The organism is Geodermatophilus telluris (genome assembly GCF_900102745.1).
Lineage (GTDB): Bacteria > Actinomycetota > Actinomycetes > Mycobacteriales > Geodermatophilaceae > Geodermatophilus > Geodermatophilus telluris.
Genome location: NZ_FMZF01000002.1, coordinates 15,777 through 36,972, shown reverse-complemented (window position 1 = coordinate 36,972; position 21,196 = coordinate 15,777). Strand labels below are relative to the sequence as shown.

Sequence of the window (21,196 nt, the reverse complement as noted above, 5' to 3'; positions counted from 1 at the left end):
ACCGCGTGCGGGCTGGGAGGATGGGCGGCGATGTCCGCTCCCCCCGCGCCGCCGGTCCGCGTGCCGGCCTGGTCGCTGTCCCGCTCCGCGATCTGGCTGTGGGTCACCCAGGGGGTGCTCGGCACGCTGGTCTACGGCGTCCTGGTGGCCGTGCTGGTGCTGGCCGTGCCCGCGTCGGCCGGCGGGCCGGTCCCGCTGCTGCGCTGGCTGCTGCCGGTGCTGCTGACCGTCTACGCGGTGGTCGCCATCGGCGTGCGGCCGTGGATCCGCTGGCGCGTGCACCGGTGGGAGGTCACCGAGGAGACGGTGCACGCCCTCACCGGCTGGCTGACCCGCACCTGGACGCTGGTGCCGGTCGCGCGCATCCAGACCGTCGACGTCACCCGCGGCGTGCTGCAGCAGCTCTACGGCCTGGCCAGCGTCGCGGTGCTGACCGCCTCCTCGCAGGGCACCGTGCGGGTGCCGCACCTGGAGGTCGCGGTCGCCCACCGGGTCGCCGACGACCTCGCCCGGCGGGCCGAGCAGGTCCGCGACGAGGCGACGTGACGACGGCCCCCTGGCAGACGGCGCCGGAGGTCACCGCCCCGCGCCGCACCTCCCCGCTGGTCGTGCTGGTGCACACGATCACCTTCCGGCAGGCCCGCCAGGTGGTGCCGGCCGCGATCCCGGTGGTGGCCGCGGTGGGGGTCGACGGCCCGGGCGTCGTCGTCGGGCTCGTGCTGGCGGTGACGGCGCTGTCGCTGCTGTTCGCCGCGCTCACCTGGTGGCGCACCACCTACGCCGACACCCCCGGCGCGGTGGTGGTCACCCGCGGCCTGCTGGCCCGCTCGGTGCGCACCGTGCCCAACGACCGGATCCGCGGCGTGGAGGTCGAGGCGCCGGCGCTGCACCGGCTGTTCGGCCTGGTGCGGGTGCGCGTCGACGCCGCGGCCGGCTCGGTGACCGGCGGCGACGAGGAGGTCGTCGTCGACGGGCTGACCCGGGCGGAGGGCGACCGGCTGCGCACCTCGGTGCTCACCCACCGCCGGTCCGGCGCGGCGGCGGACCCGTCCGCCCCGCCGCTGCCGGAGGAGGCGCCGGCGGAGGAGGAACTGGCCCGCTTCGACCCGCGCTGGCTGCTCTACGCGCCGCTGGTGGCCAGCTACCTCGCCGTCCCGCTGGCCGCGGTGGGCGCGCTGTCGCGGCTGCTGCAGGAGCTCCCGCCCGGCCTGCGCCCCGACCTCACCGGGCCCGACCTCACCGACACCCGCGTGCTGCTGCTCACCCTGGTCGTGGCGCTGCTGCTGCTCGCGCTCGGCGCGGTGCTCGGGGCCGCCGTCGTCAACTGGGGGTTCCGGCTGGTCCGCCGCGGCGGCTCGCTGGTCGCCGTCCGCGGACTGGTGACCCGGCGGCACACCGAGCTCGAGGTCGACCGGGTGCGCGGCGGCACCCTCTCGGAGGGGCTGGGCATGCGGGTGGTGCGGGCCGCGCGGGTCGGCGCGCTCGTCACCGGACTCGGCGCGGCCAACCGGCGCGGGCAGGTGCTGCCGCTCGGGCCGCGCGGGGAGGCGGTGCGGCTGCTGGGCCTGCTGGTCGACGACCCCGGGCCGCTGGTGGCCCACCCGCCGGCCGCGCGGCGGCGACGGCTGGCCCGCGCGATCGGCTCCGGGCTGGTCGTGACCGCGGCCGGCGCGCTGCTGACGGCGGGCACCGGGTGGTGGGGGCTGCTGGCCGCCGGCGTCGTCCTCACGGTGCTGGGCGTGCCGCTCGGGCTGGGCCGCTACGCCGCGCTCGGGCACGCCGCCGGGCCGCGGTCGTTCGCCGTCCGCAGTGGGCTGCTGGTGCGGGAGCAGACGGTGCTGCAGCGGCGCGCCGTCGTCGGCTGGCAGGTGCGGCAGAGCCTGTTCCAGCGCCGCGCGGGGCTGGCCACGGTGGTCGCCTGCGTCGGCGCGGGCACCGGCGGCTACGCGGCGGTCGACGTGGCCGCGGCCGACGTGGGGCCGTTCACCGAGGCCGCCTCCGAACCCTGGGCCACCGCGGGCGGCCCGGAGGGCTGACCGGCTGGCCCCTCGGGGCCAGGTCTGCGGAACGGCAGCGTGTCGATCTCCGGTGCGGGTAGCCGAGCCCGCGATGACGCCCGCTCCGCGGCCCGCCGGCCGCTCAGCGCAGTCCGCCGGTCCCCTTCCCCAGGCCGACGCGGCCGGCCAGCGCTGCGGCCTCCACGCGGGTGGCCACGCCCAGGCTGCGCAGCAGGGAGGCGACCAGCCGCTTGGCGGTGCGCTCGGAGACGTGCAGCGTGGTGGCGATGTCGAGGGTGCTCGTGCCGTCGGCCACCAGCCGCCACAGCCGCCGCTCGTCGCTGGTCAGCCGGTCGGCGACGGTCTGCTCGCCGGTGGGCGCGGCGTCCGCCAGCAGCTGGCGCAGCAGCGCCTCGGGCAGCACCGACCAGCCGTCGAGGACGGCCAGCAGCGGCCGCACCAGCGACTCGGGGTCGGCGGTCTTGGGCAGGAACCCGGCCGCCCCGGCGCGCAGCGCCTCCAGCGCCGCGTCCGCCTCGGCCAGCCCCGACAGCGCCACGACGCGGACCACCGGGTCGGCCCGGCGGATCGCCGCGATCGCCCGCACCCCGCCCGGCGGCGGCATGTGCAGGTCGACGACGGCGACGTCGGCGTGGTGCCGGCGCACCAGCGCGGCGGCGGCCGACGCGTCGTCGGTGGTGGCGACGACGCGCACCCGGCCCTCGCTCACCCCCGGCAGCAGCAGGGACAGCCCCCGGCTGAACAGCGGGTGGTCGTCCACGACGACCACGTCCACGTGACTCGGACGCTCAGCAGCGGCGTCGGTCGACACGACCCTCCTCGTCCGACCCGTCGCGCCCGGCGGGACTGGCCGAGCGCACCCCCGGAGGTGCCCGTGACCCTGGCCCCCGACACACCGCGGACCGACCGGTCCGGTCGGCTGCTCACCGACCTGGCCTCCGTGCTGCGCGCCCACCTGCGGCGCACCGCGGACGCTCCCCGCCCCGAGCCGGAGCCACCCCCGACGCCCGAGTCCGCCCTGCTGCGGGCGATGTGCCACGACATGCGCAGCCCCCTGGCCGCGCTCGAGGCGCTGCTGCGCACCCTCGACCGGCCCGTCCCGGACGCCGGCCCCGACCGGGGCGAGGTGCTCGACCTCGCCCGGGCCCAGACCGCGCACCTGTCCTCGATGCTGCGCACCGCCGACGCCACGGGAGGGGCCGAGCGGCGCGGTCCGGTGCGGCGGCCGCTCGGCGACGTCGTCCGCGCGTCCGCCGCCGCCGCGGGGCTGCCCGCCGTCCTGCTCACCGTCGCGGTGCAGGACCGCGCCTCCGACGTCGCGGTGGGCGACGCTCGGGTGCAGCGGATCCTCACGAACCTGCTGGAGAACGCGCACCGGCACGGCGAGGGGGCGCCGGTGCTGCTGACGGTGACCTGCCGGTCGGGCTGGGTGCGCCTGGCCCTGACCCAGGAGGTCGCCCACCCGGACCGGGTGGTGCAGTACCTGCGCCGCGACGTCCCACCGGTCGACCTGACCGGGCTGGGCCTGTGGTCGGTGCAGCGGCACACCCGGGACCTCGGCGGTCACGTCGTCTGGGCGCTCACCGGCGCCGGCCTCACCCTCACCGTCGCCCTCCCCGACCGCTGACCGCGGAGGTCCCCGCGGCACCGGTCGCCCGGGGGTGCCCGCCCGACCTCGCCGTACGGACGCCGACCTCGCCGCACACCGCGAGGTCGGCCGCCGTACCGCGAGGCCGGGCACGGCCGCGGCACCGGACGCGAGCCGACGGACGGAATGGCACCGGCGGGCCAGGGGACGGCACGGGTGGGCCACGGGCCACGGGCAGATCCGGGGTGTCACCGCAGCGGCGGCGACGCGACGACGCACCGAGGAGAGCCCGTGTTCACGCACACCCACGCCCTGCAGTACGAGGCCAAGCCCGACGGCCCGGACCCGGACTTCGCCCGCAAGATGCAGGAGATCCTCGGCGGTCAGTGGGGCGAGATGACCGTCGCCACCCAGTACCTGCTGCAGGGCTGGAACTGCCGGCTGCCCGGCAAGTACAAGGACATGCTCCTCTCGATCGGCACCGAGGAGCTGGCGCACGTCGAGATGATCATCACGATGATCGACCGGCTGCTCGACCACGCGCCGCTCAAGCCCGACGCCGCCGACCGCACCAAGGAGGCCGCCGCGGGCTACGGGCAGCACAACCCGCAGCACCTGATCCAGAACGGCCAGGCGGCGTCCTACATGGACAGCATGGGCAACCCGTGGACCGGCGCGTACGTGACCGCCAGCGGCAACCTCTACGCCGACTTCATGTACAACGCGACGGCGGAGATGCAGGGCCGGCTGCAGGTCGCCCGGCTCTACAACATGACCGACGACCCGGGCGTGAAGGACATGCTCCGCTTCCTCATCACCCGTGACCACATGCACCAGCAGCAGTGGCTGGCCGCCCTCGAGCAGCTCAAGGAGGACGGCATCGAGGGGCTGCCGGTGCCGGAGGCCTTCCCGCTGGACGAGGAGGTCGGCGACCTGGGCTTCACCTTCATCCAGGCCTCCGACGGCCCCGAGGCCGCCAACGGCCGCTGGGCCTCGGGCCCGTCGATCGACGGCAAGGGCACCTTCCGCGCCGCGGCGATCGAGGCCACCGCGGACGCCCCGACGCTGCCGCCCGGCGACCCGCGCCTCTACAGCACGCCGCAGACCGAGGCCCACACGATGCTGCAGAAGGCCAAGGACCTGCTCAAGTGACCCGCTGACCGCGATCCACCGCGCCGTCGCCGCGCCGGCGTCCGGGCTCCTCTCCGCCCGGCCGCCGGCCCGGCGGGCGCCTCCTCCCGGAGGTCCCCGTGCACCTGCCCACCCCCGCGGTCCTGCTGACCGCCGTCTACGCCACGGCCCTGGCGGTCGCGGTGGCCGCCGCCGCCACCGGCTCGGCCCGCGAGGCCCTAGCCGGGCTGGTCGTGCTCACCGCGCTGGTCGCCCGCTGGACGCTGCGCCGCTCCCGCCGCACCGCGCCCGGCACGGCCGCCGCCGTCCGCGCGGTCGACGCCGCCCTCCCGGCCGAGCCCCTGGCCGCCGACCCCGCCCCGGCCGCCGTCCGGGCCGCCTGAGCCCGCCGCGCCACGATCAGGGAGAGGACCTACCTGACGTCCCACGGTCGGGTGGGACGCGCTGCGGTGAGGGAGGACGCCACCCGGCGCCCGGACGCGCGAGGCGCGCGCCCCCCGGACAGGGGACGCGCGCCTCGGCTGGTGACGTGCTGGAACGGCCCCCGTGCAGGGCCCCGCCGCGAGCGTGCGAGCGGTGGGGGGCACGGGGGTCCTCCTTCAGTGCTGGACGGCCTTCTCCGCCCCGATCCCGGTGAGCGAGCGCACCTCGAGCTCCGCGGTCTTGTCCAGGTCCGGCTTCTCCTTGGACAGGACCGTGCCCAGCCAGCCGAGGAAGAACGACAGCGGGATGGACACGATGCCCGGGTTGTTCAGCGGGAACCAGTGGAAGTCAACGTCCTGGAACAGCGAGGGGGACAGCCCGGTGGCCGGGTTGACCGGCGCCCCGGACACGACCGGCGAGAAGACGATCAGCACGATGCAGGCGATCAGCCCGCCGTACATCGACCACAGCGCGCCCTGCGTGGTGAACCGGCGCCAGAACAGCGTGTAGAGGATGGTCGGCAGGTTCGCCGACGCCGCGACGGCGAAGGCGAGCGCCACCAGGAAGGCGATGTTGAGCCCCGCCTGCAGCGCCAGGATCCCCAGGCCGATCGAGATCGCGCCGATGACGACGGCGGTGATGCGGGCGACCCGCACCTCGCCGTTCGGCGGGACGTTGCCCTTCTTGATCACCGACGCGTAGACGTCGTGCGCGAAGGAGGCCGACGCGGTGATCGTCAGTCCGGCGACCACGGCGAGGATCGTGGCGAAGGCGACGCCGGCGATGATGCCGAGCAGCACCGTCCCGCCGAGCTCGAAGGCCAGCAGCGGAGCGGCGGAGTTGACCGCACCGGGAGCCCCGAGGATGGTCTCCGGCCCGACCAGCGCGCCGGCGCCGTAGCCGATCACCAGGCTGAACAGGTAGAAGATGCCGATCAGCCAGATGGCCCAGACCACCGAGCGGCGGGCGTCCTTCGCCGTCGGCACGGTGTAGAAGCGCATGAGCACGTGCGGCAGGCCCGCCGTCCCCAGCACCAGGGCCAGGCCCAGGGAGACGAAGTCCAGCTTCGAGGTGCCGGTGGCGCCGTACTGGGCGCCGGGCGCCAGGACGTCGCGGCCCTCGACGGCGTTGGCCGCGGAGTCGCCGAGCAGCGCCGAGAGGTTGAAGCCGAACTCGGTGAGCACCCACAGCGTCATCACCAGGGCGCCGGCGATGAGCAGCGACGCCTTGATGATCTGCACGTAGGTGGTGCCGCGCATGCCGCCGACCAGCACGTAGACGATCATCAGCGCGCCGACGAGGACGACGACCAGCGCCTGCGCCGCCTCGCCGGTGACGCCGAGCAGCAGGGTGACCAGACCGCCGGCGCCGGCCATCTGCGCGAGCAGGTAGAACAGCGACACCGCGAGCGTGGAGATGGCCGCGGCGGTGCGCACCGGACCCTGCCGCATCCGGAAGGCCAGGACGTCGGCCATGGTGAACCGCGCGGTGTTGCGCATCAACTCGGCGACGAGCAGCAGCGCCACCAGCCAGGCGACGAGGAACCCGATCGAGTAGAGGAACCCGTCGTAGCCGTAGACGGCGATGGCGCCGGCGATGCCCAGGAAGGACGCCGCCGAGAGGTAGTCGCCGGCGATGGCCAGGCCGTTCTGGGTGCCGCTGATGTTGCGGCCGGCGGCGTAGTAGTCGGCCGCGCTGGTGTTGTTCCGGCTGGCCCGGAAGGTGATCACCAGCGTGATCAGCACGAAGACGCCGAAGATGGAGATGTTGATCGCGGGGCTGCCGATGGTCCCCGTCGCGCCGCCGTCGGCCGCGATCACGCTAGCCACGGGTGGCACCGCCCTTGCTCAGATCGGTGCCGCCGGTCGTGCCGCGGGCGCCGGGGGCGTAGTCGTGGTGCTCGAGCCGCTCGCGCATCTCGTCGGCGATCGGGTCGGTCCGCCGGTCGGCGTGCGCCACGTACAGGTGGGTGATCACGAAGGTCGAGACGAACTGCCCCAGCCCGAGCAGGATGCCGACGTTGACGTTGCCGAAGACCGGCGTCGCCATGAAGTCCGGCGCGTACGTGGAGAGCAGGACGTAGAGCAGGTACCAGGCCAGGAAGGCCACCGTCATCGGGAAGGCGAAGCGGCGGAACCGCCGCCGCAGCTCGGTGAACTCCGGGGAGTCCTGCGCCTGCCGGTACTCCTCCGGTGTCAGCAACCGCCGTTCGGCGGGTGGGGTCACGGGTCGCTCCCTCGTCGTCGTGGACCGTGGTCGACGTGTCGCCACGGGTGTGAGCGCGCTCACCATAGCGATCGACTCCGTCCGATTGTGCGCAACGGGACGAGAACGTGACCTGACCGGGCGAACGGCGTGGCCCCGCGGGGGTGCCGGGGCCCGGCACGGGGCGCGACCGCGGTGGGGGGTGGCGGTGATCAGGTCACCTGATCACCGCGCGTCCTCCCTGACCGCCCACCGTCGGGTAGGACGCGCTGCGGTGCGGGAGGACGTCGGGGCGCGGGTCAGTCGCCGGTCAGCTCGGCGGCGCACCCGGGACAGCGGGTGGGCGGGGCCTCGTCGGCCACCCGGCCGCACTCGGGACAGACCAGGTGCAGGAAGCACGCGGACTCCCCGCCCTCGTCCCGCCGCTCCGGGGAGGCGGTTCCGCTCGCGGCCGACGCGAACTCCGCGAGCGCGCCCAGCACGGCCTCGCGCCGGCCGGTGGGCACCCCGGCCAGCCCCGCGCGCAGCTCGGTGAGCCGCAGCCGGTCGTAGCGGTCGAGCAGCTGCGCCCCCTCGGGCGTCAGGCGCAGGCTGATCGAGCGGCGGCTGGCGGTGGAGGGGCGGCGGTCGACCAGCCCCGCGGAGACCAGCCGGTCCACCAGCCGGCTGGTGGTCGACACGCTGCCGCCGACGCCGCGGGCCAGGTCGGCGAGCGGCGCGTCGGGGAGCTCGGCCAGCACGGTCAGCGCCCGCAGCTGCACCAGTGACACCCCGCCGAGCTCGGCCGCGGCGCGGGTGGAGATCCCGACGACCGTGCGGGCCAGACCGACGAGCACCTCGTCCGCGGCGTCCACGTGCCCTCCGATGTTGCATTACGGCAACAGTTGGCGTCCCTCCACCGGTGCCGGGTAACCGTACGGCACCGCACCCCGATGTCGAGGAGGACGCCCGTGTCCAGCACCCCCCGCCGTCGTCGCGCCTGGTTGGCCGCGCCCCTGCTGGCGGTCGCGCTGCCCGCCTGCAGCGCCGAGGAGCCGCTGTCCGTGCCCGGACCGGAGGTCCGCGGCGGCGCGGTCGGCCCCGACCAGCGGCTCAGCGACGACCTGTCGGTGCTGCAGGTCCAGCTCGAGTACCCGCTCGACGGCGTCTACGAGGAGGGCGAGGACGCCCGGCTGTTCCTCGGGATCGCCAACAGCGGGGACACCCCCGACGTGCTCGTCGACGTGACCGGCCCGTTCGCCGACGCGGTCGACGGCGACGGCGGGGAGTTCGCCGTCGCCGTGCCCGAGGACGACAACGTCTACGTCGGCGCCGAGGGCGCGCCGTCGATCACGCTGACCGGGTTGGCGGAGTCGCTGCGCTCGTCGCAGTCGATCCCGCTGACGTTCGTCTTCGCGCAGGCCGGCGCGGTCACCGTCGACGCCGTCGTCGCCGCGGAGGGTCAGGACCCCACGCCGCCGTTCGACTTCGCCGACCCGGCCGAGGACCCCACGCCCTGACCCCCGGCACCCGCGCCCCCGCCCGCGGACGGCTGGGATGCTGGAGGGCGTGCCACCCCGCAGCCGAGCCCGCCGCCGCACCGCCCTCACCGCCGCCGTCCTCGCCGTCCCGGCCGCCTGGGTGGCCCGCGCCGCGTGGGGGCTGCCGACCGCGCTGGGCGCGCACCGCCGCCGGCTGCGGCCGGTGGTCGCCGCCTCGCCGCAGTTCTCCGACGGCAAGTTCCACAACACGCTCGAGACGCCCGCGCTCGCGCCGGCCAACACCCGCGACGGCCTGATGCGGCAGTGGCACGAGGAGCGGCACGTCGGGCTGCCCGGCGGCCCCATCCCGCTGGCGCACGCGCAGCTGCCCGCCGCGGCCGCCGAGCTCGCCGTCACCTGGTTCGGGCACGCCAGCGCGCTGGTGGAGGTCGACGGCGCCCGGGTGCTGTTCGACCCGGTGTGGGGCCACCGCGTCTCGCCGTCCCCGCTGATCGGGCCCACCCGGCTGCACGAGCCGCCGGTCCCGCTGGCCGAGCTGCCGCCCGTCGACGCCGTCGTCATCTCCCACGACCACTACGACCACCTCGACCTGCCGACCGTGCGCGCGCTGGTCGAGGAGCAGGCGGCGCCGTTCGTCGTCCCGCTGGGCATCGGGGAGCACCTGCGCCGGTGGGGCGTGCCGGAGGAGCGCATCGTCGAGCTGGACTGGCACGGCAGCACGACGGTCGGCGAGCTGACGCTCACCTGCACCGAGGCCCGGCACTTCTCGGGGCGCTACTTCTACCGCGACACCACGCTGTGGGCGTCGTGGGCGGTGACCGGCCCGCGGCACCGGGTGTTCTTCGGCGGCGACACCGGCTACCACCCGGCGTTCGGCCGGATCGGGGCGCAGCTGGGCCCCTTCGACCTCACCCTGCTGCCGGTCGGCGCCTACAACGACGCCTGGCACTCGATCCACATGGACCCCGAGGAGGCGCTGCGCGCGCACGGTGACCTCGGCGGCCGGGTGCTGCTGCCCATCCACTGGGCCACGTTCAACCTGGCGTTCCACCGCTGGGCCGAGCCGGTGCAGCGCACGCTGGTCGCGGCGGCGGCCCGGGGCGTGCAGGTCGTCGTCCCCCGGCCCGGCGAGCGGGTCGACGTGCTGGCCCCGCCGCCGCTCACCGACTGGTGGACGGCGGTGGGCTCGGCGGCCGACCGGCCGCACCCGCACGGCGACGGCGGCCTGGCCAGCGCGGCCCTGGCCCGCACGCTCTCCCGCCTGGTCTCGCTGCTCCCCGACTAGCGCAGCAGCTTCGACATCCGGCGGTCGGCCAGGGGCTTGCCGCCGGTCTGGCAGGTCGGGCAGTACTGCAGCGAGGTGTCGGCGAAGCTCACCTCGCGGACGGTGTCGCCGCACACCGGGCAGGGCAGGCCGGTGCGGGCGTGCACCTGCAGGCCGGAGCGCTTCTCGCCCTTGAGCGTGGCCGCCCGCTGCCCGACCTGGCGCTGCAGCGCGTCGGTGAGCGTGGCGCGGACGGCGTCGTGCAGGCGGAGCACCTCGTCGTCGGTGAGCTTGTCGGCCATCTTGAACGGCGAGAGCCGGGCGGTGTGCAGGATCTCGTCGGAGTAGGCGTTGCCGATGCCGGCGAGCACCGTCTGGTCGGTGAGCGCGCCCTTGAGCTGCCCGGACCGGCCGGCCATCAGCCGGGCGAACGTGTCGCGGTCGACCTCGAGGGCGTCGGGGCCCAGCCGGGCGACGCCGGGCACCTCCGCCGGCGAGCGGACGACGTGGACGGCCAGGCCCTTGCGGGTGCCCTGCTCGGTGAGGTCGAAGCCGTTGCCGTCATCGAGGTGCACCCGCAGCGCGAGCGGCCCCTTGCCCGGCTTGGGCGGCGCGGCGGGCAGGCCGGTGCGCCAGTGCAGCCACCCCGCGCGGGCGAGGTGCACGACGAGGTGCAGGCCGGAGACGTCGAGGTCGAGGAACTTGCCGTGCCGCGCGGCGCCGGTGACCTCCAGCCCCGCCAGCGCCGACAGCGGCGGGTCGAAGGTCTTCAGCGCCTGCAGGCCGGCCAGGTCCACGCGGGCGACGACGCGGCCGACGGCGTTCTCGCGGAGGAACGCGGCCAGCGCCTCCACCTCGGGCAACTCGGGCACCCCGTCATGATCCCCGCCGTCGCCGCCGTCCGTCGTCCCCGTCCGGGTGCACTTCCGCGGAGTCGCACCGGGCACTTCCGCGGAAGTGCCCGGGTCAGCCGGTCAGGCTGGTGCGGTCGGTGACCGGCGCGGTGGCGCCGGGCTCGGTGCGGGCCTGCTCGGCGACGGCGGCCGCGACGGCCGGGGTCACCGCGGGGTCGAACACGCTCGGGATGATGTAGTTGGCGTTGAGCTGGTCGTCGCGCACCACCGCCGCGAGCGCCTCGGCCGCGGCCAGCAGCATCCCGTCGCTGATCTCGGTGGCGCGGGCGTCGAGCAGCCCGCGGAAGACGCCGGGGAAGGCCAGCACGTTGTTGATCTGGTTGGGCAGGTCCGACCGGCCCGAGGCGACGACGGCGGCGTGCTGGCGCGCCCGCACCGGGTCGACCTCCGGCGTCGGGTTGGCCATCGGGAAGACCACCGCGCGCTCGGCCATCCCGGCGAGCGCCTCCACCGGCAGCACGTTGCCCGCGCTCACCCCGATGAAGACGTCGGCGCCGGCCAGCGCGTCGGGCAGCTCCCCGCGGGTGCACGCGGGGTTGGTCTGCTCGGCCAGCGACCGCTTGGCCGGGGAGAGCCGGTCGTCGTCGGGCGAGAGGATGCCCTCGCGGTCCCACACCAGCACCTGGCCGGCACCGGCCTCCAGCAGCAGGTGCACGATCGCCGACCCGGCCGCCCCGGCCCCCGCGACGACGATGCGGACGTCGGGCAGCTGCTTGTCCACCACGCGCAGGGCGTTGCGCAGCGCGGCCAGGGCGACGATCGCCGTCCCGTGCTGGTCGTCGTGGAACACCGGGATGTCGAGCTTGGCGCGCAGCCGGGCCTCGATCTCGAAGCAGCGCGGCGCGGCGATGTCCTCGAGGTTGATGCCGCCGAAGCCCGGGGCGATCAGCTCGACGGCGCGCACGATCTCGTCGACGTCCTGGGTGTCGAGGCAGATCGGCCAGGCGTCGATGTCGGCGAACCGCTTGAACAGCGCGGCCTTGCCCTCCATCACCGGCAGCGCCGCGCCCGGGCCCAGGTCGCCGAGCCCGAGGACCGCCGAGCCGTCGGTGACGACGGCGACCGTGTTGCCCTTGATGGTCAGCCGGCGCACGTCCTCGGGGTGCTCGGCCAGCGCCAGGCAGACCCGCGCGACCCCCGGCGTGTAGGCCATCGAGAGGTCGTCGCGGGTCTTCAGCGGCACCCGCGAGGCGATCTCGAGCTTGCCGCCCAGGTGCAGCAGGAACGTGCGGTCGCTGACCTTGCGCACCGTCACGCCGGGGACGGCGCGCAGCGCGTCGACCATCTCCTCGGAGTGCGCGGCGTCGGCCGCCGAGCAGGTGACGTCGACGGTGAGCCCGTCGGACCGGGACTCGACGACGTCGATGGCGGTCACCGCGCCGCCGGCCTGGCCCACCGCGGTGGCGATCCGGCCGATCGAGGCCGGGTCGCCGTCGGCGGTGAGCCGGACGGTGATCGAGTAGGACGCCGAGGTGACCGGCCCGCGGGGCACGGCGGCGGGCTCACCGGGCGACGCGTCGCCGGTGGCGGGCTGCGGTCCGGATCCGGTCTGCGTGACGCTGCTCACGGCTCCCCATCCTGCACCGGAGGCCGGGGTGGGGCGTCGTTGCGGTCACAGAGTTCGCCCCGGCCGGGCGCGCTCCTCAGCCCGAGGCGCGGGTGGCCGCCTCGGCGCGGGCCTTGAGACCGGCGCAGAACTGGCGGAACGAGGGGTTGAGGTCCGGTGTCGCGCGCTCGGTCACCCACGCCAGCGGGCCGGTCTGGTCCTCGCGGACGGTGAGCACGGTCGTGCCGTCGTCCTGCGCGTCCAGGCCGTAGGTCCGCTCGATGACCGCCAGGCCGAGGGGCAGCCCGCCGCGCCAGCGCATGGCCTCCCGCGGCCGGAGCTCGGTGACCGTGACGCCGAACGGGCGGCTGCGGATCATGGTCGCGTACAGCGTGAGCCGCTCGCCGAGGGCGACCCGGCCCTCGACCCGGTCGACGCCGGAGTCCCAGTCCCGCCAGCTGCCGACGTCGACCAGGTGCCGCCAGACCTCGTCCGGGCCCGCGTCGATGCGGGTGACCGCCTCGTAGCTCCTCACGGCTTCCTCCTCACCCGGCCCTCGCCTGCCGGTCGGTGTCGGGTACCACGATGCCCGACGACCACGATGCCCGGGTCGCCGTCACGGGTCGAGAGCCGAGGGTCAGCCGACCAGCAGCGCGCCGCGCTCGCGCCGGCCGGCCGCCCGGACGACCAGGGCCGCCGTCACCACCGCCGCCGCGGCGCGCGCGCCGTCCGCGCGTCGGGTACCGGTCACGCCCCTCCTCCTACCCGGCCCCGCGGGTCCGCCACGCGCAGCCGCGGGCCGGGGACGGCGCTGCCCGGCGACGACGGGGCGGCGGCCAGCGCGCGGGCCCAGGCGACCAGCCCGGCGACGTCGACCCCGTGCGGCGGCGCCCCGGCGTAGGCCGCCACGTTGCCCGCACCGCGCTCCAGCAGCCGCCCGGCCCCGCGGTCGTTGCCGCGGGCGGCGTGGGTGAGCCCCACGGCCAGCTGGGCCAGGCCGCGCCACAGCTGCCGCTCGGCCTCGGGCGCGGCCTTCCAGGCGTCCTCGAGCACCTCGTGGGCGTGGAAGGGGCGGCCGGCGTCGAGCAGCCGCTGGGCCTCGGCCAGCGCCTCGTCCGGCGTCCGCGGCACCCCCTCGGGCGCGCGCTCCTCCCCCTGCGCCCCGCGGGGCAGCGGGCGGCCCAGGGCGTCGCGCGGCCGGGCGTTGCGGGCGCGCCCCTCGGTGTCCCGGTCCCGGGGTCCCTCCACCGGGGCATCGTCCCGCGGACGCCGTCACCCGGCACGGGAGCGGCCGCCCGGAGGGGTTGTCACCGGCTCCGGAGCGTGCGTGGATGGGAGTCGAGGACGGCCGCGAGAGGCCGCCCCCGCACCGACCCGCGGTCGCCCGTCGACCGGTCCGGACCTGGAGGGGGGTGGACCCGTGACGCCCGTGGTGCAGGAGCGCACGGCGCTCGACCTGGACGCCGCCGTCGCGCACGTCAGCGGTGCCGCGCTGCGGCCGGGACCGCTCGGCAGGGTGGGCCTGGAGCTCGAGGCCCACCTCGTCGACCTCGACCGCCCCGCCGCGCGGGTGCCGTGGGGCCGGGTGACCGCCGCGCTCGCCACCGTCCCGGCGCTGCCCGGCGGCAGCCGGCTCACGGTGGAGCCCGGAGGGCAGGTCGAGCTCTCCGGTCCGCCCGCACCCGGCGCGGGGACGGCGGTCGCCGCGCTGCGGGCCGACCGCGCCGTGCTGGCCCGGGCGCTCGCCGCGCTCCGGCTGGGCCTGGCGCCGGTGGGCAGCGACCCGCTGCGGCACCCGGCCCGGGTGTGCCCGGCGCCCCGGTACCGCGCCATGGAGCGGCACTTCACCGCCGTCGGCTGCGGCGACCCGGGGACGGCGATGATGACCGCCACCGCGTCGCTGCAGGTCAACGTGGACGCCGGCCCCACCACCGGGTGGAGCCGCCGGGTGGCGCTGGCCCACCAGCTCGGCCCGGTGCTGGTCGCCGTCTCCGCCTGCTCCCCGCTGCTCGCCGGGCGCGCCACGGGCTGGCGCTCCTCCCGGCAGCAGGTGTGGGGTGCGCTGGACCAGGCCCGCTGCGGACCGCTGCTCGGCGGCGCCGACCCGGCCGGCGAGTGGGCCGCGTACGCGCTGGCCGCCCCGGTGATGCTGGTGCGCGACCCCGTCACCGGCGACGCCGAGCCGGTGCCCGGCCGCACCCGCTTCGCCGACTGGGTCACCGGGGCGGCTCCCCTGGGCGGGCGCCGGCCGACGGCTGCCGACCTCGACTACCACCTCTCCACGCTGTTCCCGCCGGTGCACCCCCGCGGCTACCTGGAGATCCGCTACCTCGACGCCGCGCCCGAGCCCTGGTGGCCGGCGCTGGCCGCGGTCACCGCCGCCCTCCTCGACGACCCCGCCGCCGCCGACGCCGCGGCCGACGCCACCGCCCCCGTGGCCGGCGCCTGGGACCGCGCCGCCCGCGACGGGCTGGCCGACCCGGAGCTGCGGACCGCCGCGCTGCGCTGCCTGACCGCGGCGCTGCCCGCCGTCGACCCGTCCCTGCGCGACGACGTCACCGCGCTCGCCGAGCTGGCCCGGCGCGGCCGCTGCCCGGGCGACGCGCTGCTCGACGCGGCGCGCACCGGCGGGCCGGCCGCCGCCCTGCTCGCCGCCACGGAGGCCCCCCGGTGACCGACACCCGCGACCGGCTCGCCCGCGACCTGGAGACCGCCCGGGCGCGCACCCTGCTGCTCACCGACCACGACGAGCCCGAGCTGCTGCGCCAGCACACCCCGCTGCTCAGCCCCCTGGTCTGGGACCTCGCGCACGTCGCCCAGCAGGAGGACCTCTGGCTGCTGCGCCGCGGCGACGCCCGCCGTCCCGGGCTGCTGCCGCCGGCGGTGGAGGCGCTCTACGACGCGTTCGCCCAGCCGCGGGCGGTGCGCGCCCGGCTGCCGCTGCTGCCGCCGGTGGAGGCCCGCGCCTTCGGCCGGGAGGTGCGCGGCCGGGTGCTCGACCGGCTCGAGCGGCTCGGCCGGGACGACGACGGCGACCCGTTCGACTTCGCGATGGTCGTCAGCCACGAGCAGCAGCACGACGAGACGATGCTGCAGGCGCTGGCCATCCGCACCGGACCGCCGCTGCTCGGCGCGGGCACGCCGCTGCCGCCGGGCCGGCCGGGGGTGGCCGGCACGTCGGTCCCGGTGCCCGGCGGGCCGTTCGTGCTCGGCGTCGACGCCGCGGACGAGCCGTTCTCCCTGGACAACGAGCGGCCGGCGCACGTCGTCGACCTGCCCGCCTTCCGCCTCGGCCGGGTGCCGGTGACCAACGCCGAGTACGCCGCCTTCGTCGCCGACGGCGGCTACGACACCCCCCGGTGGTGGTCGGCGCGCGGGTGGGCGCACCGGCAGGAGGCCGGGCTGCAGCGGCCGCTGTACTGGAGCCCCGAGGGCACCGTGCGGACCCGCTTCGGCGTCCTGGAGGAGATCCCGGGCGACGAGCCGGTGCAGCACGTGACGTTCTTCGAGACCGAGGCGTACGCCGCCTGGGCCGGGGCGCGGCTGCCCACCGAGGCCGAGTGGGAGAAGGCCGCCACCTGGGACCCGGTCACCGGGCGGCGGCGCCGCTGGCCGTGGGGCGACGCCGACCCGACGCCGGCGCTGGCCAACCTCGACGGCACCGCGCTGCGGCCGGCCCCGGTGGGCGCCTACCCGGCCGGGGCGTCGGCCTACGGCGCCGAGCAGCTGGTCGGCGACGTCTGGGAGTGGACGTCGTCGGGCTTCGCCCCGTGGCCGGGCTTCACGCCGATGCTCTACGCCGACTACTCCGCGCCGTTCTTCGGCGGCGACTACCGGGTCCTGCGCGGCGGCGCGTGGTCGGTGGCGTCGTCGATCCTGCGGCCGGGCTTCCGCAACTGGGACCACCCGGTGCGCCGGCAGGTCTTCAGCGGCTTCCGGCTGGCCTGGGACGCGTAGCGGTGTGCCGCCACCTCGCCTGGCTGGGCCGGCCGCGCACGCTGGCGCAGCTGGTGCTCGAGCCGCCGTCGTCGCTGCTGGTGCAGTCCTGGGCGCCGCGGCGGCAGCGGTACGGCAAGGTGAACGCCGACGGCTGGGGCGTGGGCTTCTTCGCGCCGGGCCGCCCGCAGCCGGCCCGGTGGCGCTCGGCGCGGCCGCTGTGGGGCGACCCGTCGTTCGCCTCGGTGGCGCCGGTGCTGTCGTCGGGCTGCGTGGTCGCCGCCGTCCGCTCGGCCACGGTCGGCATGCCGCTGGAGGAGAGCGCCGTCGCCCCGTTCACCGACGGCCGCTGGCTGCTGTCGCACAACGGCCGGGTCGACCGCGCGGTGCTGCCCGCGGTGCGCGACGCCGAGTCCACCGTCGACAGCGCTCTGCTGGCGGCGCTGGTCTTCGACCGGGGTGCCGACGCGCTCGGCGACGTCGTCCGCGAGGTGGGCGCCGCCGACCCCGCCGCCCGGCTCAACCTGCTGGCCGCCGACGGCACCCGGCTGCTGGCCACCACCTGGGGCGACACCCTCTCGGCGCTGGTCACCGACGAGGGGACGGCGCTGGCCAGCGAGCCCTGGGACGACGACCCCGCCTGGACCGACCTGCCCGACCGCTCGCTGGTCGAGGTGACCCCCGACGGCCTGACCGTCACCGCACTGGCGCCGACGCCGAGCAGAGGAGCTCCGTGACCGACTCGCTGACCCGCCACCTGGCCCCCGACGACACCGCGGCCGCACTGCGCGCCGACGTCCTCGCCGGGCTGACCGCGACGCCGAAGACGCTGCCGCCGCGCTGGTTCTACGACGCCCGCGGCAGCGCGCTCTTCGACGAGATCACCCGGCTGCCCGAGTACTACCCCACCCGCGCCGAGCGGGCGGTGCTCGAGGCGCACGCCGGGGAGATGGCCGCGGTGTCGGGTGCCGACGTGCTCGTGGAGCTGGGCAGCGGCACCTCGGAGAAGACCCGGCTGCTGCTCGACGCGCTGCGCGACGCGGGCACGCTGCGCCGGTTCGTGCCGGTCGACGTCGACCCGTCGGTGCTCGACGCGGCCGGCGCGGCGATCACGGCCGAGTACCCGGGGGTCGGCGTCGACGCCGTCGTCGGCGACTTCACCCGGCACCTGGGGCTGCTGCCCCGCTCCGGGCGGCGGCTGGTGGCCTTCCTCGGCTCGACGATCGGCAACCTGGAGCCGCGGCCGCGGGCGGCCTTCCTCCGCGACCTGGCCGCCGGCCTGCAGCCCGGCGACTCGCTGCTGCTCGGCACCGACCTGGTCAAGGACCCCGACCGGCTGGTGCGGGCCTACGACGACGCGGCCGGCGTCACCGCGGAGTTCAACCGCAACGTGCTGTGGGTGCTCCGGCGCGAGCTCGGCGCCGACGTCGACCCCGACGCCTTCGACCACGTCGCCCTGTGGGACGCGGCCGACGAGTGGATCGAGATGCGGCTGCGCTCGCGCACCGACCAGGTGGTGCGGGTGCCGGCGCTCGACCTGGCGGTGCGCTTCGCCGCGGGCGAGGAGCTGCGGACGGAGGTGTCGGCCAAGTTCCGCCGCGAGGGGGTCGAGGCCGAGCTCGCCGACGCCGGCCTGCGGATGACGCACTGGTGGACCGACCCCGACGGCGACTTCGGCGTCTCCCTCTCCGGGCCCGCCTGACCCGCCTGCATCCGGTCGCGGGGGTCCTGCGGAAGAGGGGGTGTCAGCAACCCCCGAGACCCCGGAGGACCCCGTGACCAGGACCCGCACCCTCGGCACCACCGCCGTCGTCGGCGCCGGCGCGCTGCTCGCGCTCGGCGTGGCCCCCGCCAGCGCGGCCGACACCGCCACCGTCTCCGTCCTGCACGCCGTACCGGACACCCCGGTCGACGTGTACGCCAACGGCGAGCGGCTGATCGACGACTTCCAGCCCGGCACGCTCACCGACCCGCTGCAGCTGCCCGCCGGCAGCTACGACCTCGCGCTGTTCCCGGCCGACGCCGCCGACGGCTCGGGCACGCCGCTGGTCTCGGCCGACGGCGTGCAGGTGCCCGCGGGCGCGAACGCCACGGTGGCCGCGCACCTGACCGAGTCCGGCCAGCCGGTGCTCACGCCGTTCGTCAACGACACCTCGGCGGTGGCCGCGGGCGAGGGCCGGGTCGTCGTCCGGCACACGGCGGCCGCGCCGGCGGTCGACGTCCGCGCCGGCGGCCAGGTGGTCGCGCCGGGCCTGACCAACCCGAACGAGGCGGCACTGACCGTCCCGGCCGGCACGGTGAGCGCCGACGTCGTCCTCGCCGGGACCGACACCGTCGCGATCGGCCCGGCCGACCTGACGGTGACCGAGGGCGCCACCACCGTCGTCTACGCGTGGGGCTCGCAGGACGCCGGCTACCAGCTCGCCGTCCAGACGATCGGCGGCCCGGGCTCGGCGCCCTCCGGCGTCCCCGGCGGCACCGCCGGCCTCGTCGACGGCGCCGCCGACGAGGGCCTGCCGCTGCCGCTGCTCGGTGTGTCCGCCCTCGGCCTGCTCGGTGCCGGCCTGGCCGCCCGCCGGCTGGCCACGACCCGCGCCTGACGGGAGGACGACGGTGCGACCCGCCGCCGCCGGCGTGGCCCTGGGCCTGGCCCTCGCCGTGGGCGTGCCCACCGCGTGGGAGCTGACCCGGCCCGCCGCGGCGGCGGGCGCCCCCGTCGAGGAGGCCCTGGGCACGCCGCCCCCAGCCCCTCCCACGGGCCCGACGGTGGCCGCCCGTGACGCCGCGCCGGCCCCGCCCGCCGAGGTGGTCCCGCCGGTGCGGCTCGAGGTGCCGGCCCGGGGCATCGACGCGCCGGTCGACGCCACGGGGGTCACCGGCGACGGCCAGATGGAGCTGCCCGGCGACGTCGACCGCGCCGGCTGGTACCGGTTCGGCCCGGCGCCCGGCGCACCCGGCTCGGCGGTGGTCGCCGGGCACGTCGACGACGTCGAGCAGGGTCTCGGGGCGCTCGCGCCGCTGCGGGAGACCGGGCCCGGCGACGAGGTGCTGGTGACCGACGCCGCCGGGACGGTGACCCGCTGGGTCGTCGTCGGCCGAGAGCTGCTGGACAAGCAGGCGCTGCCGGTGGACGCCCTGTTCCGGCGCGACGGGCCGCCGCGGCTGACCCTGGTCACCTGCGGTGGACCGTTCCTCCCCGAGGTCGGCGGCTACCGCGACAACGTGGTCGTCGTCGCCGAGCCGGCCCGTCATGACTGACCTGCTCGGGCCCCGCACCTCCCAGCGGCCCCGTACTGTCGGGTGGGTGACGACCGAGGCGACGCCGGCCGCGCCGGACGCCTCCGGCCCGGACGACGCCGAGGTCGGCCGGCGCTTCGCCGCGGGCGACGAGCAGGCGCTCGCCTGGGCCTACGAGCGCTGGGCCGCCCAGGTGCACGGCATGGCGGTGCGCGCCTTCGGCCCCGGCCCCGACGCGGAGGACGTCACCCAGCAGACCTTCGTCTCCGCCTGGACCGGCCGCAGCGGGTTCCGCCCCGAGCAGGGTCCGCTGCCGGCCTGGCTGGTCGGTGTGGCCCGGCACAAGATCGCCGACACGTGGGCGCGGCGGGACCGCCAGCGCCGCGCCGCGGAGGCCGCCGCGGCCGAGGCGCAGCGCCTGCCGGCCGTCGGCCCGGCGCCGGTGGACTCCGCCGTCGCCGACCGCGTGCTGCTGCTCGGCGAGCTGGACCGCCTGGGCCAGCCCCAGCGCGGCATCATCGAGCTGGCGTTCTTCGCCGACCTCACGCACACCCAGATCGCCGAGCGCACCGGGCTGCCGCTGGGGACGGTCAAGAGCCACATCCGGCGCACGCTGGAGCGCCTGAGGGACCGGTTGGAGGTGGACGGTGCGGCACTGCACGCCTGAGGACCTGGGGCTGGCGGCGCTGGGTGAGCCGCTGCCCGCCGACGAGGCCGCGCACCTGGCCGGCTGCGCCCGGTGCGGCGACGAGGTGGCCGCGCTGCGCCGCGGCGTCGAGGCACTCGCCGTCCCCGAGCTCGCCGCGCCCGGCCCGCCGGTGGCGCCACCGCCGGGGCTGTGGGCGGGCATCGCCGCGGCCACCGGCGTCGGTGTCGCGCCCCGGGCCCACGTCGTCGCCGCCTCCGCGCCGCCCGCCGGGGTGCCCGACAGCCCGCCGCTGCCGGTGGGCGCCGGTCCCGTCCCGCCGCCCGCCGACCCCCCGCTCGCCCCGGTCGTGCCGCTGCGGCCCCGCCGCTCCCGGGTGCTGCTGGCCGCGGCCGCCGCGCTGGTGGCCGGGCTGGCCATCGGGGCCGGCGCGGTCGCCCTCCGCGGCGGCGACGACGCCGGGGGCAGCGGCGTCCCGGTGGCCGCCGCCACCCTCGACCCGCTCGCCGAGAGCGACGCGTCGGGCCGGGCGGAGGTGGTCGAGCGGGCCGACGGCACGCTGGTGCTCGAGGTGGACCTGGCCGCCGGGGCCCCGGCCGAGGGCTACTACGAGGCGTGGCTGCTCACCGAGTCGGTCTCCGGGCTGATCCCGCTCGGCGTGGTGCGCACCGGCTCCGAGCAGTTCGAGCTGCCCGCCGGCCTCGACCTCGGCGAGTACCCGGTGGTCGACGTCTCGATCGAGCAGCTCGACGGCGACCCGACGCACTCCGGCGTCTCGGTGGCCCGCGGCCAGCTGGCCTAGCGTCG

23 protein-coding genes are annotated in these 21,196 nt (G+C 77.0%); 15 read left to right on the top strand and 8 right to left on the bottom strand.

Annotated elements, in window-relative coordinates; genetic code table 11:
- Nucleotides 1-30: 30 nt before the first annotated feature.
- Nucleotides 31-546 (top strand): PH domain-containing protein, encoded by a 516-nt coding sequence (locus BLQ97_RS05425; RefSeq protein ID WP_091364094.1) that lies wholly within the window; start codon nucleotides 31-33, stop codon nucleotides 544-546.
- Nucleotides 543-2,036: a PH domain-containing protein gene (locus BLQ97_RS05420; protein WP_091364092.1), complete on the top strand. Its 1,494-nt coding sequence runs from the start codon at nucleotides 543-545 to the stop codon at nucleotides 2,034-2,036. The genes BLQ97_RS05425 and BLQ97_RS05420 overlap by 4 nt, the downstream gene beginning before the upstream one ends.
- 103 nt (nucleotides 2,037-2,139) lie before the next feature.
- Here the strand turns inward: BLQ97_RS05420 and BLQ97_RS05415 are convergent, their stop codons facing one another.
- Complete coding sequence (locus BLQ97_RS05415; RefSeq protein ID WP_091364091.1) at nucleotides 2,140-2,793, bottom strand: response regulator; 654 nt, start codon at nucleotides 2,791-2,793, stop codon at nucleotides 2,140-2,142.
- Between the two features lie 99 nt (nucleotides 2,794-2,892).
- Here BLQ97_RS05415 and BLQ97_RS05410 point away from each other — a divergent pair, with 99 nt between their 5' ends.
- From BLQ97_RS05410 to BLQ97_RS05400, 3 genes are all read left to right on the top strand, one after another.
- Nucleotides 2,893-3,645 (top strand): sensor histidine kinase, encoded by a 753-nt coding sequence (locus BLQ97_RS05410; protein ID WP_091364089.1) that lies wholly within the window; start codon nucleotides 2,893-2,895, stop codon nucleotides 3,643-3,645.
- A gap of 252 nt (nucleotides 3,646-3,897) precedes the next feature.
- The gene (locus BLQ97_RS05405) at nucleotides 3,898-4,758 is read left to right on the top strand and encodes a manganese catalase (RefSeq protein WP_091364087.1); all 861 of its coding nucleotides are present in this window, start codon (nucleotides 3,898-3,900) and stop codon (nucleotides 4,756-4,758) included.
- A 98-nt stretch (nucleotides 4,759-4,856) separates the two neighbouring features.
- Entirely contained in the window at nucleotides 4,857-5,120 is a 264-nt protein-coding gene (locus tag BLQ97_RS05400; RefSeq protein ID WP_091364085.1) for a hypothetical protein, read from the top strand.
- A gap of 216 nt (nucleotides 5,121-5,336) precedes the next feature.
- Here BLQ97_RS05400 and BLQ97_RS05395 read toward each other — a convergent pair whose 3' ends face one another.
- From BLQ97_RS05395 to BLQ97_RS05385, 3 genes are all read right to left on the bottom strand, one after another.
- A complete protein-coding gene (locus BLQ97_RS05395) occupies nucleotides 5,337-6,989 on the bottom strand; it encodes a solute symporter family protein (RefSeq protein WP_091364083.1) in 1,653 nt (550 codons plus the stop codon).
- Nucleotides 6,982-7,386, bottom strand: a complete 405-nt coding sequence (locus BLQ97_RS05390) for a DUF485 domain-containing protein (RefSeq protein ID WP_217637073.1) — start codon at nucleotides 7,384-7,386, stop codon at nucleotides 6,982-6,984. The genes BLQ97_RS05395 and BLQ97_RS05390 overlap by 8 nt, the downstream gene beginning before the upstream one ends.
- 278 nt (nucleotides 7,387-7,664) lie before the next feature.
- On the bottom strand, nucleotides 7,665-8,219 hold the full coding sequence (locus BLQ97_RS05385) for a MarR family winged helix-turn-helix transcriptional regulator (protein WP_091364079.1): 555 nt from the start codon (nucleotides 8,217-8,219) through the stop codon (nucleotides 7,665-7,667).
- A gap of 96 nt (nucleotides 8,220-8,315) precedes the next feature.
- Here BLQ97_RS05385 and BLQ97_RS05380 point away from each other — a divergent pair, with 96 nt between their 5' ends.
- Entirely contained in the window at nucleotides 8,316-8,864 is a 549-nt protein-coding gene (locus BLQ97_RS05380) for a copper chaperone PCu(A)C domain-containing protein (RefSeq protein WP_139173454.1), read from the top strand.
- A gap of 49 nt (nucleotides 8,865-8,913) precedes the next feature.
- Nucleotides 8,914-10,131, top strand: a complete 1,218-nt coding sequence (locus tag BLQ97_RS05375; RefSeq protein WP_245691873.1) for an MBL fold metallo-hydrolase — start codon at nucleotides 8,914-8,916, stop codon at nucleotides 10,129-10,131.
- Here the strand turns inward: BLQ97_RS05375 and BLQ97_RS05370 are convergent.
- The 4 genes from BLQ97_RS05370 to BLQ97_RS05355 all read right to left on the bottom strand — a co-directional run bounded on the left by BLQ97_RS05370 (nucleotide 10,128) and on the right by BLQ97_RS05355 (nucleotide 13,818).
- Complete coding sequence (locus BLQ97_RS05370; RefSeq protein WP_091364073.1) at nucleotides 10,128-10,982, bottom strand: Fpg/Nei family DNA glycosylase; 855 nt, start codon at nucleotides 10,980-10,982, stop codon at nucleotides 10,128-10,130. The two genes, BLQ97_RS05375 and BLQ97_RS05370, sit on opposite strands and share 4 nt — an antisense overlap.
- Nucleotides 10,983-11,076: 94 nt before the next feature.
- Nucleotides 11,077-12,591 (bottom strand): NAD-dependent malic enzyme, encoded by a 1,515-nt coding sequence (locus tag BLQ97_RS05365; protein ID WP_217637072.1) that lies wholly within the window; start codon nucleotides 12,589-12,591, stop codon nucleotides 11,077-11,079.
- A gap of 76 nt (nucleotides 12,592-12,667) precedes the next feature.
- Complete coding sequence (locus BLQ97_RS05360; RefSeq protein ID WP_091364071.1) at nucleotides 12,668-13,105, bottom strand: SRPBCC domain-containing protein; 438 nt, start codon at nucleotides 13,103-13,105, stop codon at nucleotides 12,668-12,670.
- Between the two features lie 212 nt (nucleotides 13,106-13,317).
- Nucleotides 13,318-13,818, bottom strand: a complete 501-nt coding sequence (locus BLQ97_RS05355; RefSeq protein ID WP_091364069.1) for a DUF309 domain-containing protein — start codon at nucleotides 13,816-13,818, stop codon at nucleotides 13,318-13,320.
- 172 nt (nucleotides 13,819-13,990) lie between these two features.
- On the opposite strand from BLQ97_RS05355, the gene egtA reads away from it, so the two are divergent.
- From egtA to BLQ97_RS05315, 8 genes are all read left to right on the top strand, one after another.
- Complete coding sequence (egtA, locus tag BLQ97_RS05350) at nucleotides 13,991-15,244, top strand: ergothioneine biosynthesis glutamate--cysteine ligase EgtA (RefSeq protein WP_091364067.1); 1,254 nt, start codon at nucleotides 13,991-13,993, stop codon at nucleotides 15,242-15,244.
- Nucleotides 15,241-16,527, top strand: a complete 1,287-nt coding sequence (gene egtB / locus BLQ97_RS05345; RefSeq protein WP_091364065.1) for an ergothioneine biosynthesis protein EgtB — start codon at nucleotides 15,241-15,243, stop codon at nucleotides 16,525-16,527. The genes egtA and egtB overlap by 4 nt, the downstream gene beginning before the upstream one ends.
- A gap of 2 nt (nucleotides 16,528-16,529) precedes the next feature.
- A complete protein-coding gene (gene egtC, locus BLQ97_RS05340; protein ID WP_091364063.1) occupies nucleotides 16,530-17,243 on the top strand; it encodes an ergothioneine biosynthesis protein EgtC in 714 nt (237 codons plus the stop codon).
- Nucleotides 17,240-18,208 (top strand): L-histidine N(alpha)-methyltransferase, encoded by a 969-nt coding sequence (gene egtD, locus BLQ97_RS05335; protein WP_091364061.1) that lies wholly within the window; start codon nucleotides 17,240-17,242, stop codon nucleotides 18,206-18,208. The genes egtC and egtD overlap by 4 nt, the downstream gene beginning before the upstream one ends.
- Nucleotides 18,209-18,281: 73 nt before the next feature.
- Nucleotides 18,282-19,106, top strand: a complete 825-nt coding sequence (locus tag BLQ97_RS05330) for a DUF4397 domain-containing protein (protein ID WP_091364058.1) — start codon at nucleotides 18,282-18,284, stop codon at nucleotides 19,104-19,106.
- 13 nt (nucleotides 19,107-19,119) lie between these two features.
- Nucleotides 19,120-19,764, top strand: a complete 645-nt coding sequence (locus BLQ97_RS05325) for a class F sortase (protein ID WP_091364055.1) — start codon at nucleotides 19,120-19,122, stop codon at nucleotides 19,762-19,764.
- A 46-nt stretch (nucleotides 19,765-19,810) separates the two neighbouring features.
- Nucleotides 19,811-20,410: an RNA polymerase sigma factor gene (locus BLQ97_RS05320; RefSeq protein WP_245691872.1), complete on the top strand. Its 600-nt coding sequence runs from the start codon at nucleotides 19,811-19,813 to the stop codon at nucleotides 20,408-20,410.
- Nucleotides 20,391-21,191 carry an anti-sigma factor gene (locus BLQ97_RS05315; RefSeq protein ID WP_091364051.1) on the top strand — a complete coding sequence of 267 codons (801 nt, stop codon included), beginning with the start codon at nucleotides 20,391-20,393 and terminating at the stop codon, nucleotides 21,189-21,191. Before BLQ97_RS05320 ends, BLQ97_RS05315 begins: the two co-directional genes overlap by 20 nt.
- Nucleotides 21,192-21,196 lie beyond the last annotated feature (5 nt).